Raw genomic sequence first — 13263 nt, forward strand, 5'->3', positions numbered from 1 at the left:
AGGCTGAAAATACCGGTAGGGGGTAAAATAAGCATATTACTATTTATTTCAATGAAAATGAGTATGATAAAACCAAAGGAGCTGATAAGAAATGGCAGTGAAAAAAGCTGTATTTGCAGGTGGCTGTTTTTGGTGTATGGTCAAACCGTTTGAAACACAACCAGGTATCCTCTCCGTTACGTCCGGTTATACTGGAGGACATGTACCAAATCCAACCTACGAACAAGTGACGACTGGAACAACAGGACATACTGAAGCGGTTGAAATCGAATATGATCCTGAAATCATCACCTATGCACAATTGGTCGAGATTTATTGGCAACAGACCGATCCGACAGATGCTTTAGGGCAGTTTGCTGATCGTGGGGACTCTTATCGTCCGGTCATTTATTATAGTGATGAAGCAGAACGTGAAGTCGCAGAAAACTCAAAACAACAGTTACAAGCAAGTGGCCGTTTCGATCAACCGATCGTCACAAAGATCGAACCTCGTACGACCTTTTATCCCGCAGAGGAGTATCATCAAGATTACTACAAGAAAAACAAAATCCATTATCAGTTGTATCGTGAAGGCTCTGGCCGGGCAGGGTTCCTTAGAAAAAACTGGAAAGACTAGTCTTTTAAGCATAAGTAGTCACGTATGATAGATGTAAGACAAGAGGAAGGACGGATATTTTCTCCGGGTACTTCTTCTTTTTTATGCTATCGAAAATGAAGAGTCAACCATAAAGCTATACTCAGAAAAGGAATGAAGGGCAGCTGTTTTCTTTTTTTATGAAGTAAGGCCGTGAGACCAAAATAACTGATTCCAAGGCAACTGGCGAGAAATAAAAGCATGATGAGCTGTGAGGAGGTGATCCCGCCACTCCAACTAAGCAAGAGTAACGTATCACCGGCCCCTAAATAGGCTTGACCATATCGCAGCAAACCGAAACTGATCAAGCTGAATAGTAAACTTGTACTGACTTGAAACTGATCGGTCAATAACCAGTAGACCCATAAGAACGTCCATGAGAAATAGAGGATACGAATGTCGATCGCAAGATGAAAAATATCCATCAGTGAAAATAAAAAAGCAATGGATAGCCAAATCAAATGGACTGTATCTGGCAAATAGCATTCTGCATACATAAATAGCGTACCGCTGATCAACTCAGCCAGTGGATACATGGGTGAAAGTTTGGTCTGACAAGAGCGGCAACGAAATCGTTGCATGAGGATCGAAAGTAATGGAATCAACTCATACCAACGCAATGTTTGGTGACAGTTGACACAATGAGAACGAGGGGAAATAATAGAAAGGTCTTTAGGAACACGTTGTGCGACCAAGCACAAAAAAGAACCAAAGCAACAACCAATGATAAAATGAAGAAACATCAGACCAACCTCCTTTTGGTTAAGATACGCAAAAAGGAGAAGAGAGGATGAAAAAAATGATTGCAGTTGGTGTTGACATCGGTACTACGCAAACGAAAGCAGTTGCATTCAATGAACAAGCAGAAGAAGTAGCTACAGCCTACTTTCATTACCCGCTGATCCAAGAAATCCAAGGAATGGCTGAACAAGATCAGGAATTGATCGTCCATGCAGTGTATACGGTCATAAATGAAGTGATCCAACAGTTACCCGCACAGACAATCCAATTCATCTCATTTTCAACAGCCATGCACAGCTTGATTTTATTAGATGAAAATAAAAAACCTTTAACTCGTATGTTTACTTGGGCAGATACTCGTGCCGTCAATGAAGCAGAAAAATTAAAAGCAACTGAAAAAGGTCGAGTAATCTATGAGCGGACGGGTACGCCGATCCATCCAATGACACCATTGATCAAAATCAATTGGTTGAAAAAGGATTTTCCTGATGTATTTGAGCAAGCGGCTTATTTTGTAGGGATCAAAGACTATCTTTTTTATGAGCTGTTTGCTGAATTAGTCAGTGATTATAGTACTGCTTCTGGCACAGGGTACTTCGATATCCACCATTTCCAATGGTCAGAGCCTATTCTTGAAGAGTTAGGGATACAAGAAGAGCAATTACCAAAAGTGGTACCTGCGACTACCCGGTTCACGAAATTAACAAAACAAGCCCGTACGAAGTTTCATTTTGATCAAGAAATCCCTTTTATTTTAGGTGGAGCGGATGGGCCATTATCCAATTTAGGCTTAGGTGCATTTGGTGAGACGACGGCAGCGCTGACTGTCGGTACCAGTGGCGCATTACGGTTTATTACAAATCGTCCAAAGCTTCATCCAACAATGGAAACCTTCTGTTACGTTTTGGATCAAACACACTGGGTCATCGGAGGAGCAACCAGTAATGGCGCAGGGATCTTTGATTGGGCGGTCCATACATTGATGCAAGATGTCGTTCAACGAGCCAAGGAACAAGGTGCAGATCCGTATCAAGCAATTCTTTCAGAAATCGCTTTTGTCCCGCCTGGAGCCAATGGACTGATTTTTCAACCGTATTTACTGGGTGAACGAGCACCTCTATGGGATGCGGAGGCATTTGGAAGTTTTATTGGTCTGCAACGATGGCATACGGAAAAAGACATGATGCGAGCGGTCCTGGAAGGGGTTTGTTTTAATCTCAAACGAATTTTGCGAGGTATCTGTCCACCCGATCAAGTCATTGAGTTACGTGCAACTGGTGGCTTTGCTCAGTCGGTTTTATTTCGGCAGATCATGGCAGATGTATTAGGGCAGCCCATCCGTTTTCCAAAAATTAAAGAAGCCTCAGCGTTAGGGGCAGTCATATTAGGTTGGCAGAGCCAAGGCAGAATCGAAACATTAGGTGAAGCTTCCGCGTATATTGAATTAGCACAACAAGTGACTGTTCAGAAAAAAGCCAGTCGCATGTACAACAAAATATATCCTTTGTTTGTTTCGACACAACAAGAATTAAGCCGCTATTCTCAGTTGTTTGCGGAACTACGAGAGGATCTATCAATAGAGATGATAGATGAAGAAGGCGAATCGTAAATGATAACATTAGTTATAATTTCTATTTAGTTAGCGGATTTTTTGCTATTAAAAAAAGCATTACTCCGGGGATGAAAATCGTTCTCAGTTAAAGGGTTTTAGTGTACTTTTCCCTCAAAGTTTACTATGATTTTAATATAGGCAAATGCGAGGAGGCAGAATTACATGAAATTTCAACAAACAAAAGAAGTATTGAATCAATTAGTAGCAGATTTAAGCCAAATGTCGGTGATCGTCCACCAAACACATTGGTATATGAGAGGTCCTGGATTCTTGACATTGCATCCAATGATGGACAGCTTCATGGACGACTTGAACGAACAATTAGATGAAATCTCAGAACGTTTGATCACATTAGATGGTTCACCTTATTCAACATTACGTGAATTTGCAGACAACACAAAAATCCCTGATGAAGTTGGTCGTTGGGATCGCACGATGGAAGAACGTTTAGAAACATTAGTCGCAGGTTACCGCTATTTAGCAGATCTTTTCCAAAAAGGAATCGAAGCTGCTGGTGAAGAAGGCGACGATCCTACGCAAGATATGTTTATTGAATTTAAAGCAGCAACAGAAAAACGCATCTGGATGATACAAGCACATCTAGGTAAAGCCCCAGGAATTGACGCATAAATTGAATTGAAAGACCCCTCACTTGAACGTAAGGATAAGTGAGGGGTCTTTTTTATTTCTCTGTTTGTAACTGTTGGCGTGCTTGATCGATCTGTTGTTGAACTTGATCAAATCCGGTCCCGCCGAATGAATTCCGACGTTTTACTGCTGTTTCTGGGTGTAAAGCATCATAGATATCCATCTCGATCAGTGGACTGATTTGTTGATATTCCGCAAAAGATACATCTTGAAGGGAACAGCCTTGTTGTGTACATTGTAAGACTAATTTGCCGACGATCTCATGTGCTTGACGGAAAGGTAAACCCTTCGCAGCCAAGTAATCGGCTAACTCAGTCGCATTGGAGAAATCTTTTTGCGTGGCCGCATACATTCGAGCTTTATTTACTGCCATGGTTTTGACCATGCCTTCCATGATTGAGAGGCTGGCTAAAATCGTTTCACTCGTATCGAACATGCCTTCTTTATCTTCTTGGAAATCTTTGTTATAAGCTAAAGGCAAGCCTTTCATCAACGTGAGTAAACCAAATAAATTACCATATACCCGACCAGTTTTTCCACGAATCAATTCCGCCATATCAGGATTTTTCTTTTGGGGCATGATCGAACTGCCTGTTGAAAAAGTATCCGAAAGTTCAATATATTGGCATTCATAACTACACCAAAAAATGATTTCTTCGCAAAAACGGGACAAGTGCATCATCAATAATGAAGCATTACTTAAAAACTCCAGAATAAAATCACGGTCACTAACGGCGTCTAAACTGTTTGCATAAACAGCAGAAAAGCCTAATTCAGTCGCGGTGAATGAACGATCGATAGGGAATGTCGTACCTGCTAATGCAGCACTGCCTAACGGTGAAATATCGATTCGTTTCAGGCTTTCTGTGAACCGTTCATGGTCACGGGTAAACATCTGATAGTACGCCAAGAGATGATGGCCAAAGGAAATCGGTTGGGCGTGTTGTAGATGAGTATATCCTGGCATAATCGTAGCCGTATGCTCCGCTGCTTTTTCCACGAACGTTTGGCGCAACGAATGAAGTTTGTCGATCAGTTCAAGGACCATTTCTTTCAGATACAAGTGCATATCTGTTGCGACTTGGTCATTACGGCTACGAGCAGTATGTAGTTTCCCAGCAACAGGTCCGATTTCCTCATGCAGGCATTTTTCAATATTCAAGTGGATGTCTTCATTTTCCACCGAAAAATGCAAAGTGCCATTCGTTAAGCGTGTTTGCAGTTTTTCCAAACCAGCGATGATCTGTTGCGCTTCTTCCACGGACAAAATCCCAGTATGGGCCAACATTTTCACATGGGCGAGACTACCTAAAATATCTTGTTCAGCTAATTTTTGATCAAAGGAGATCGAAGCACCGAATGCATCGATCCATTGTTCACTTTTTCCTTGAAACCGTCCACCCCAAAGTTTATCCATGTGATTCCTCCTATGTTTTGAATGAAAGAAAAGAAGGTAAAAGGTCCTGTTTGAGTTCGCACTCAGCTTTTACCTTACTTTTCTTTTGATTGCTTTACTCGCTACTCTGATCCTACGGCTGTTTGTTGTTGCGTTTGAACTTCCGCATAGACTTTCGATGGTAGACCCCAAAGCTTGATAAAACCGACAGCAGCTTGTTGATCGAAGGTATCCGCTGAAGTATACGTTGCTAGTTCTTCGTTATATAGACTATTGGCTGATTTACGTCCTTCAACGATGACATTTCCTTTGAATAGTTTGACACGGACAGTCCCATTGACCGCAGTCTGTGTTGCTTTCAAGAAAGAGATCAACGCATCGGTCAATGGATTGAACCAGAGACCATCGTAAATCATTTGGCTCAACTGTTGCTCGATCATTGGTTTGAAATGTGCTAATTCACGAACGAAGGTCAAATCTTCCAGTTCTTTATGTGCCTGCATCAAAGTGATCGCTCCAGGGCATTCATACACTTCCCGCGATTTGATCCCTACCAGACGATTCTCCACGTGATCGATCCGTCCGATTCCATGCTTGCCGGCTAATTGATTCAAAGACAAGATCAATTCAGATAAAGGTAAACTTTCTTGATTCAAAGCAACTGGTACACCTTGTTCAAAAGTGAGTTCAATGATATCCGGCTGATCAGGTGTATACTCCAAGGCTGTCGTAATATCATAAGCACCTGCTGGCGGAGTCGCCCAAGGGTCCTCTAACACACCACACTCACAAGCACGTCCCCACAAGTTTTGGTCGATAGAATATGGATTCTCCAAGTCTGCTGGAATCGGCACATCATTTTCCTTTGCATAGGCGATTTCTTCTTCCCGAGACCATTGCCACTGACGAACCGGTGCAATGATTTTCATTTCAGGTGCCAAGGCATTGATAGCCACTTCAAAACGAACTTGGTCGTTACCTTTGCCTGTACAGCCATGAGCAATCGTCGTTGCGCCAGTTTTTCGGGCTAATTCCACTAATTTTTTTGCGATCAAGGGGCGAGAAAGCGCAGAAACCAGTGGGTAAGACTGCTCGTAAAACGTATGACCTTGTAGCGCGATCAATGCAAATTCTTGAGCAAATTCCTCTTTGGCATCGATGGCATAAGACGCAATTGCGCCAACTTGAAGTGCTTTTTCTTTAATAAAAGCTGTATCTTTGCCTTCACCAATATCTAGGCAACAAGCAATCACCTCATAATCTTTTGCCAACCATTTGATTGCCACAGAGGTATCTAAGCCACCTGAGTAAGCCAATATAATTTTTTCTTTCATAAAATCGCCCCTTTATTTTTAAGTGTTTTCAAAATAGATGTTTCAAATGATAACACCATAAAAATAAAAAAGCAATCAATAAATTAAATAAATATACATAAAAAATAAATAAAATGAAAATAATATTCAAAAATAATGTAAATACACAATTTTTTATACAAAATTGGTTTCTTAGTCTAAAAGAAACCAAAATGATGAAAAAATAAAAATGAAAAAGAAATTTAATTTTTCAAAAGCACAGAAAAACGTTGACATTATCGGTATTTGCAGGTAATATGTTAAATGGTATTGTTTGCCCCACAAAGAGCCCCGGAAACTCGAAGTGTATGTCAAACATCAGAACTTAAATTGGAGGAAACTAACGTGCGTACAACATATATGGCCAAACCAGGCGAAGTAGAACGTAAATGGTATGTAGTAGACGCAACTGATGTTCCATTGGGACGTCTTTCAACAGTTGTTGCATCTGTACTACGTGGAAAAAATAAACCAACTTTCACCCCTCATTTGGATACTGGCGATTTCGTCATTGTTATCAATGCAGATAAAGTGAAATTAACAGGTAAAAAAGCGACTGATAAAATTTATTACCGTCACAGCAACTACCCAGGAGGATTGAAATCAATCTCAGCTGGTGAATTGCGTGCTAAAAATTCTCGTCGTTTGATCGAAACTTCTGTAAAAGGCATGCTACCTAAAAATACTTTAGGCCGCAAACAATTTACAAAATTGAATGTATACGGTGGAGCAGAACATCCACATGCAGCACAACAACCAGAAGTTTTAGACATCACAAACTTAATCTAATAGGAGGGAATTTCATTGGCACAAGTTCAATATATCGGCACAGGCCGTCGTAAAAATGCAGTTGCTCGCGTACGCTTAGTACCAGGAACTGGTAAAATTACTATCAACAAAAAAGATGTTGAAGAATATATTCCACATGCTGACTTGCGTGAAGTTATCAATCAACCTTTCGGCGTTACTGAAACAAAAGGCGCATATGACGTATTTGTTAACGTAAACGGTGGAGGCTACGCTGGACAATCAGGAGCTATCCGTCACGGAATCGCTCGTGCATTGCTAGAAGTTGATCCTGACTTCCGTTTAGCTCTTAAACGTGCTGGCTTGCTTACACGTGATGCCCGTATGGTAGAACGTAAGAAACCAGGTCTTAAAAAAGCCCGCAAAGCTTCACAATTCTCGAAACGTTAATCATTGTTATATCAAGCTTTACGAGGTGTTTCTCAATTCGAGAGACGCCTCTTTTTTTGTTTTGACCATACTTTTGACCATACTTTTAAAAATTCATATACGCGGCATATTTTTCAGCGGTTTGTTCCTTGGCTTTTTCGGTTACGTGAGTATAGATATCCATCGTGGTTTTTATATCGGTGTGCCCCATTCGCTCTTGTACTTCTTTAATGCTGACGCCTGCTTCAAATAATAAGCTGCAGTGTGTATGCCTAAAACCGTGAATAGTAATCTTCTCTAAATTGTGTTCCTTTAAAAAAGCTTTCATAAAATTATTCAGATAATCGAGGTAAAGATGTTTATTGTCAATGTCAGTAAACAGAAGCTGTTCAGGTTTGAGAGTATTAATACCTAGCTTTAGATATCTTCTACGTTGCTCTTTTTTCCAAGATACAAGGTACTTAAGAGTTTCATCATCAATTGAAATAGTACGACGGCTATGCTTTGTTTTGGGAGTCTGGAATATTTCTTTACCGTATTCACTTTTTGCCAATGTCTGATTGACTGATATAGTGCCTTTTGATAAATCGCAATCTTTCCAACGCAGGGCCTGTAGCTCTCCTTTTCGTAGTCCTGTGAATGACATCACTCTGAACATAGTAAACAGTTGTATGTCTTCGTAACGGTTTAAGATCTCTAAAAAACTCTTCAATTGCTCTTTAGAATAAAAAGGGGAGACATATTTTTCTTGATCAATTCGTTCGGATTTTCGTGGTCTTATCACATGATTCATTGGATTAGTTGAGAGAAGACCGATTTTAAGCCCATAATCAATTATCCTAGTCGTTAAGCCAATAAGATTAGAATATTTTTTATAGTAAGTGAACCAATTATTCACTTGTTCTTGACAATAAACAACGGTTATTTTGTCTAACGAGAGCGATCCAAACTTTGGCAGGATATGCTTTTCAATCGCATTTTTTTGGACAAATAGCGTGCTTTCTTTGACCGTGTTTTTATATTGTTCGTACCAAAGATTATAGACTTCTCTGAAAGTTGGAATTTCAATTTTTTTAGTTGGAAGTCCGTTTTTCTCAACTTCTAATTCTAGTCTTGATAAGGCTATTTTAGCCTCTTTTTGTGTTTTAAATCCTCTTTTAGTAGTATACTTTTTCTTCTTCGTCATCGGATCTATGCCTAAATATGTTTTGAAATACCAAGCTTTCTCTCCATTTTTCTTTGTGTATTGTTTGATCATAGCCATAATAAAATTCCTTTCAAGAATATATGTTCTTGTAAATATGGAAAAGAAAAGCCCAAAGGCTAGTCTTTAATTTTTTGTTTCAAATGTAGTGTGGCAATTCGTACAGAACCACTGATTTTTCCCTTTTTTTCCAGCAAATCCTGCCAATGTACCTATTCCGCCTGTCAATGCAGCACCACTGACAGCTTTCCCAATTGAAAATCCTTTTTTATTATTTTGCATGAATTGCACATCTCTGGATTGACAGGTTGGGCATTTGATGATATTTTTATTCTCTTTTTTTACTCGTGTTTGAGCGGTCAACTTATCATATTTTTCGGGTCCTTCAGTATTCCATTTTTCCCACTTATCATAGAAATTATTACTACGTGTAGCCAGAAATAGGGTGATAAGAGCGATTGCTAAAATGAATAGTATCCCATCTTCTTTATAGCTACCCAATTTCCACCCTAGAAAAAGATAAAATCCGATAATACCTAGTGAGAGTATCCAAAACATTTTTTTGTATTTTCTATATCCATTCATTGTAAAAACTCCTCCAAATATTCTTATACCTAATCAATTTATAATCTGAGACTATTTCCCCTATTAGTTTCCTTGTAAAGATTTTATAGAATCTGGCATATAGTCATCAAAGTAATTTTTAGAAAGAGTTCCAATAATTCTGTCAATTTGGGTTGATAACTCATCAAGTTTCTCTTCATCTGATTTTCGGGCAGCAGTTGCATAGTCAATGCATCTATTTGATAACATTTTAAGATATTCAGCAGAATCAGGAGCTTGTGTTTCCAGTTTGGTTAGAGTCTGTTCGGCAGCCCAAACTAGGTTGTCTGAGCTAATTTCAATGACGTTATTCAATTCATTTGAATTTAAATATTCTTTCAAACTCGCATAAAAATCTGACATAGAGATAAACATGTTTAGTGCATCGGCGTTGTCATCCGAGCTTTCGTTTTTTCTTTTAGCCTCCCTAGAAGATATAGAAATATCATTAATTTCGGTTTGTTCTGCGGTACCATTATTTAAGTCGATAACAAAGTGTCTATATGATTTCCCTGTTGTTTTGTCAGATATTAGCACTTCAACCGCATCTTTCGTATTTAATAACTCATACCTTGGACGAATAGTTGCTTCTTGAGCCTCATAGATTGGATTATTCATTCGAGCTTCAGCAGGAGTATTTGCCTGTTTAAGGTTTCGTCCATTTTGTGAAACATCAATTCTTACATAAGTGCCGTTAAATATATACTTTTCACGACTATTTTCGTTTTTCCCATACTTCCATGTAAATTCAAGCTTTAGTAATTCGTTGTTTTCAATTTCTGCTTCAACTGGAGTGAATACGGTATCGTCGAAAGTAGTGCTTCTAATATCACTCAAATCAATGGATTTATTGTTTCCACATCCAGATAACAAAAATACCGTTATTAATAATCCTAAAAACATAATTTTCTTCATTCCATTCCCTCTTTCTGGTAAAATTATAGTTGTTAGAGTAAGAGGGTACCCTGATAGAAGTATACAGCTTCTAGGGGGTATTTTTTTATGCTTAAAAATGAAAGCTTTTGGACATGCTCATAACTGATTGAAGCTGAGTAATAGCGTATTTACCATATACTTCTGACCTATAAGGCACTAGGTATTTAGAAATTGCAACATCGTGGTTTAAGCCTAGGTCATAAATAAGATAGTTTTTAATTCTGTTGTGCAAAGCTCTACGACTTATACAATGTTTTGCTAGAATTAAATCGAAAGAACTCCCATCGTCCAGGTATTCAGCTAGCTTTTCATTGTTCAGGTAAAGTATAGAAGCGATTACATTTGCTTCATCTTCGAAAGGTAATATTTCATCTGGATAGTGACTCCTAACATCCATTGAAGCAAAAATTTGCATATATGAATTATCTGAGCAATGAAAATAAATATGAGCAAGTTCGTGTAGTAGAGTGAAGATTATTCGATGTTTGTTTCTATATTTGTGCAGGAATATCTTAAAACTCGATCCGTTTGTAACCGTAAAACCAGAGACATGTTTATAGAATGTTGCGTCAACCTCCAATACTTCTGGATTGAAGCAGTCATAGATAGACTTATAAGTTCCGGATGAACTATCAAAAAAAACGATTTCAATTTCGAAATGCATTACAAAAAAATCAATGACGTTAAAGTAAGTAATTTCAGATATGGGCATTTCTGCCCATTCTGAAATGATAGTCAGAAGGGAAAGAGCATTTTCTGAATATGAAAGGTAGTTGGAAGCATCTAATTTTCTGTACTCAAAAGTTTCACGATTATACATAGGCAACAGTCCTTAATTCTTTTTTTTATCTTTTTCAAATAATTCTCTAGCAAATGACATTAGCTTGTCTAGTGATTCGTTGAACTCTTTTTTTTCATCGTCGTCCATATCCGACGTATTTTTACGGAACATAACAATCAATTCGTCTTCTTCCGGCTTTAGCTCAACTCTTTTAGAATCTTCTCTACCAAGGAGATAGTCTACAGAGACACCGAAGTAGTCTGCAACTTTCTGAAGTTTTTCTGTAGACGGTGTTTTTTTCTTCCAATAATAAATTACGTTTTCGCCGAATCCTAAGTCTCTTGCGACATCTTGAACATTTTTTCCTCTTTTGGCAGCTAGGTCTTTTATTCGATCAAATAAACTCATAAACATCACCTTAATAGCTTACCGAAATTAATTACGAACTTTAATAAAAAATAGTTGACTATTTTATTAAAGTTAGTTATAGTTATCTTGTAAGCAAGAATATTTACAAAATAAATTGCTAAATAGAACTCATTAAAACCGCTCCCCAGCAAGCATTAATGTGTTAGATAGGTTTATTTTGTATACTCTTATTTTACTAAACTTCGTAAAAATGTCAATAAGATTTGTAAATATTCTTGCTAACATATAAAAAGCCGTCTGCAGAAACAGGTGGCAGACTAATCATTTTCATTACCAGCTAGAGCAGCAGCTACTGAAGCGTTTTTGTTAAGTGACTATATAACAGAAATAACTTTATTCATGTTATGGGCCGATGGCATCACATCCTCAGACATAAGTTTTGTAGCTTGAGCAGCTACCCAAGAGTTTTGACTTGTGACATTTCAGTGAATGCTGTTAGTGGTGAAAATTATTAGTTTTAATCTAAAAAGAAAGGAGGTGTGATAAATGACTTTAAAGAAAGAAGTTGATGTCTTTCTAGCATTGAAGAGTAAGTCCCGGTCGTGGTTAGCTAATGAGCTTGGGATAAATGAAGGTTATCTATCTCGTATCATAAATGGGAAAGATAAGCCGAAGCATCAAATCGAAAAGATTAAAAAATTTATTGAGGAGGTGTAGGTATGCAGTTAACAATACCGGATGAAGTTATTGAAAAACAAATTATACCTCAATTTGTTCAGATAGCAGTACTGGAATTTGAAAAGAGAATGAAGCTTCTAACAAAAACAACGGAATTACCACCTTATCCCAATAAGAGTGAAGTGAAAAATATTTTAGGGATGGGTGACGACATGCTAAAAGAGTGGATTGCGGATGGTTTACCGGTCATACCTTGGAGTAAGAAGGAAGATCGGTTTGATCGAGATGATATTAGATTGCATATAAACAAAATGAAACTTTAGAAGGAGGCAACAGCATGAATCAAATGCAAATTATTGAATTTTACAATCAACGCTTATTAACCACGGAGCAACTAGCGGAATTCTATGAAGCGACACCGAAAAACATTCGTGATAATTTCCAAAACAATCGAAATAAGTTTATTGAAGGTAAACACTATTTCAGATTAGAAGGTGATGATTTAAGAGCGTTTAAGAACGACACCGAAAATATCGGTATCGTCGGAAGTCGTGTAAATCAGCTTATTCTTTACACAAAACGAGGAGCTAGTCGGCACTCGAAAATGTTAGGCACGGATCGATCGTGGGATATGTTCGATGAATTGGAAGAAAACTATTTCAATCCAAAGCAACAAATCAAAATCCCGACAACCCCTCGTGAATTGATTCAACTAGCTTTAGCAGGGAACGAAGAAACAAATCAACGCATCGATAAAATTGACGAACGTTTAGTAGATATCGAAGAAAACAAACTGATCACTACGGAAGATAAAAGCACAATCGATCGAGCCGTTCGAAAGAAGGTTTATCAAATCTGCAAGGAACAACATCTGGGACAAAATGCCAAAGGTATGTTGTATCAAGATTTAGGATCGAGCATCAAACAGCTTTTCAACGTTCCGAATCGTGGGCGAATCAAAGATAAGGATTTTCGAAAAGCATTGAACTTTATCAATAGCTGGGAGCCGTCTTCGGTGACAAAAGAACGTATCAATCAGATTCAAACAGAATTGGAAATGTAGGAGGAAGTTAAATGAAAATCAATAAAAAGTTAGAGCAAAAATGGCAAGAATGGGAAACGATGATGGAAGG

At 38.2% G+C, this 13263-nt stretch carries 16 protein-coding genes; 8 read left to right on the top strand and 8 right to left on the bottom strand.

Annotated features, from left to right (window positions below):
- Nucleotides 1–91 precede the first annotated feature (91 nt).
- A complete protein-coding gene (msrA, locus tag P3R27_RS11760) occupies nt 92–616 on the top strand; it encodes a peptide-methionine (S)-S-oxide reductase MsrA (RefSeq protein ID WP_034689496.1) in 525 nt (174 codons plus the stop codon).
- An 86-nt stretch (nt 617–702) separates the two neighbouring features.
- Here msrA and P3R27_RS11765 read toward each other — a convergent pair whose 3' ends face one another.
- Entirely contained in the window at nt 703–1377 is a 675-nt protein-coding gene (locus P3R27_RS11765; protein ID WP_034689494.1) for a prepilin peptidase, read from the bottom strand.
- Between the two features lie 56 nt (nt 1378–1433).
- Between P3R27_RS11765 and P3R27_RS11770 the strand changes: the two genes are divergently transcribed.
- Nucleotides 1434–2984 (top strand): gluconokinase, encoded by a 1551-nt coding sequence (locus P3R27_RS11770; protein ID WP_126134440.1) that lies wholly within the window; start codon nt 1434–1436, stop codon nt 2982–2984.
- A gap of 165 nt (nt 2985–3149) precedes the next feature.
- Nucleotides 3150–3617: a Dps family protein gene (locus P3R27_RS11775; protein ID WP_034689491.1), complete on the top strand. Its 468-nt coding sequence runs from the start codon at nt 3150–3152 to the stop codon at nt 3615–3617.
- A gap of 52 nt (nt 3618–3669) precedes the next feature.
- On the opposite strand, the gene argH is transcribed toward P3R27_RS11775, so the two are convergent.
- Together argH and P3R27_RS11785 are read right to left on the bottom strand one after the other, a co-directional pair.
- Entirely contained in the window at nt 3670–5052 is a 1383-nt protein-coding gene (gene argH / locus P3R27_RS11780) for an argininosuccinate lyase (protein WP_034689490.1), read from the bottom strand.
- Between the two features lie 101 nt (nt 5053–5153).
- Complete coding sequence (locus tag P3R27_RS11785) at nt 5154–6365, bottom strand: argininosuccinate synthase (protein WP_023520555.1); 1212 nt, start codon at nt 6363–6365, stop codon at nt 5154–5156.
- Nucleotides 6366–6743: 378 nt separating this feature from the next.
- On the opposite strand from P3R27_RS11785, the gene rplM reads away from it, so the two are divergent.
- Together rplM and rpsI are read left to right on the top strand one after the other, a co-directional pair.
- Entirely contained in the window at nt 6744–7172 is a 429-nt protein-coding gene (rplM, locus tag P3R27_RS11790) for a 50S ribosomal protein L13 (protein WP_153830627.1), read from the top strand.
- Nucleotides 7173–7187: 15 nt separating this feature from the next.
- Nucleotides 7188–7580 (top strand): 30S ribosomal protein S9, encoded by a 393-nt coding sequence (gene rpsI, locus P3R27_RS11795; RefSeq protein WP_010733940.1) that lies wholly within the window; start codon nt 7188–7190, stop codon nt 7578–7580.
- A gap of 85 nt (nt 7581–7665) precedes the next feature.
- On the opposite strand, the gene P3R27_RS11800 is transcribed toward rpsI, so the two are convergent.
- The 5 genes from P3R27_RS11800 to P3R27_RS11820 all read right to left on the bottom strand — a co-directional run bounded on the left by P3R27_RS11800 (nt 7666) and on the right by P3R27_RS11820 (nt 11491).
- Nucleotides 7666–8823 (bottom strand): site-specific integrase, encoded by a 1158-nt coding sequence (locus tag P3R27_RS11800; protein WP_301356752.1) that lies wholly within the window; start codon nt 8821–8823, stop codon nt 7666–7668.
- 66 nt (nt 8824–8889) lie between these two features.
- On the bottom strand, nt 8890–9348 hold the full coding sequence (locus P3R27_RS11805; protein ID WP_051536257.1) for a hypothetical protein: 459 nt from the start codon (nt 9346–9348) through the stop codon (nt 8890–8892).
- A gap of 63 nt (nt 9349–9411) precedes the next feature.
- Nucleotides 9412–10281 carry a hypothetical protein gene (locus tag P3R27_RS11810; protein ID WP_301356753.1) on the bottom strand — a complete coding sequence of 290 codons (870 nt, stop codon included), beginning with the start codon at nt 10279–10281 and terminating at the stop codon, nt 9412–9414.
- Nucleotides 10282–10372: 91 nt separating this feature from the next.
- Entirely contained in the window at nt 10373–11122 is a 750-nt protein-coding gene (locus P3R27_RS11815; protein WP_034689486.1) for an ImmA/IrrE family metallo-endopeptidase, read from the bottom strand.
- A gap of 12 nt (nt 11123–11134) precedes the next feature.
- Nucleotides 11135–11491, bottom strand: coding sequence for a helix-turn-helix domain-containing protein (locus tag P3R27_RS11820; protein ID WP_034689485.1), 357 nt, complete (start codon nt 11489–11491; stop codon nt 11135–11137).
- A 507-nt stretch (nt 11492–11998) separates the two neighbouring features.
- Here P3R27_RS11820 and P3R27_RS11825 point away from each other — a divergent pair.
- From P3R27_RS11825 to P3R27_RS11835, 3 genes are read left to right on the top strand one after another with little or no spacing between them, the layout of a single operon-like run.
- Nucleotides 11999–12169 carry a hypothetical protein gene (locus P3R27_RS11825; RefSeq protein WP_034689484.1) on the top strand — a complete coding sequence of 57 codons (171 nt, stop codon included), beginning with the start codon at nt 11999–12001 and terminating at the stop codon, nt 12167–12169.
- A 2-nt stretch (nt 12170–12171) separates the two neighbouring features.
- A complete protein-coding gene (locus P3R27_RS11830) occupies nt 12172–12453 on the top strand; it encodes a hypothetical protein (protein WP_301356754.1) in 282 nt (93 codons plus the stop codon).
- Between the two features lie 14 nt (nt 12454–12467).
- Nucleotides 12468–13193 (top strand): ORF6N domain-containing protein, encoded by a 726-nt coding sequence (locus tag P3R27_RS11835; RefSeq protein ID WP_301356756.1) that lies wholly within the window; start codon nt 12468–12470, stop codon nt 13191–13193.
- Nucleotides 13194–13263: the final 70 nt, after the last annotated feature.

Origin of the sequence: Enterococcus spodopteracolus, from assembly GCF_030441955.1 — a bacterium.
GTDB lineage: Bacteria > Bacillota > Bacilli > Lactobacillales > Enterococcaceae > Enterococcus_B > Enterococcus_B spodopteracolus.

Bases quoted from the DNA above. Each gene is read 5' to 3' on its own strand.
- P3R27_RS11765 (WP_034689494.1), bottom strand. From the start codon at position 1,377: ATGTTTCTTCATTTTATCATTGGTTGTTGCTTTGGTTCTTTTTTGTGC.
- P3R27_RS11785 (WP_023520555.1), bottom strand. From the start codon at position 6,365: ATGAAAGAAAAAATTATATTGGCTTACTCAGGTGGCTTAGATACCTCT.
- P3R27_RS11770 (WP_126134440.1), top strand. From the start codon at position 1,434: ATGATTGCAGTTGGTGTTGACATCGGTACTACGCAAACGAAAGCAGTT.
- P3R27_RS11805 (WP_051536257.1), bottom strand. From the start codon at position 9,348: ATGAATGGATATAGAAAATACAAAAAAATGTTTTGGATACTCTCACTA.
- P3R27_RS11835 (WP_301356756.1), top strand. From the start codon at position 12,468: ATGAATCAAATGCAAATTATTGAATTTTACAATCAACGCTTATTAACC.
- P3R27_RS11800 (WP_301356752.1), bottom strand. From the start codon at position 8,823: ATGGCTATGATCAAACAATACACAAAGAAAAATGGAGAGAAAGCTTGG.
- argH (WP_034689490.1), bottom strand. From the start codon at position 5,052: ATGGATAAACTTTGGGGTGGACGGTTTCAAGGAAAAAGTGAACAATGG.
- P3R27_RS11775 (WP_034689491.1), top strand. From the start codon at position 3,150: ATGAAATTTCAACAAACAAAAGAAGTATTGAATCAATTAGTAGCAGAT.
- P3R27_RS11820 (WP_034689485.1), bottom strand. From the start codon at position 11,491: ATGAGTTTATTTGATCGAATAAAAGACCTAGCTGCCAAAAGAGGAAAA.
- P3R27_RS11830 (WP_301356754.1), top strand. From the start codon at position 12,172: ATGCAGTTAACAATACCGGATGAAGTTATTGAAAAACAAATTATACCT.
- P3R27_RS11815 (WP_034689486.1), bottom strand. From the start codon at position 11,122: ATGTATAATCGTGAAACTTTTGAGTACAGAAAATTAGATGCTTCCAAC.
- msrA (WP_034689496.1), top strand. From the start codon at position 92: ATGGCAGTGAAAAAAGCTGTATTTGCAGGTGGCTGTTTTTGGTGTATG.
- rplM (WP_153830627.1), top strand. From the start codon at position 6,744: ATGGCCAAACCAGGCGAAGTAGAACGTAAATGGTATGTAGTAGACGCA.
- P3R27_RS11825 (WP_034689484.1), top strand. From the start codon at position 11,999: ATGACTTTAAAGAAAGAAGTTGATGTCTTTCTAGCATTGAAGAGTAAG.
- P3R27_RS11810 (WP_301356753.1), bottom strand. From the start codon at position 10,281: ATGAAGAAAATTATGTTTTTAGGATTATTAATAACGGTATTTTTGTTA.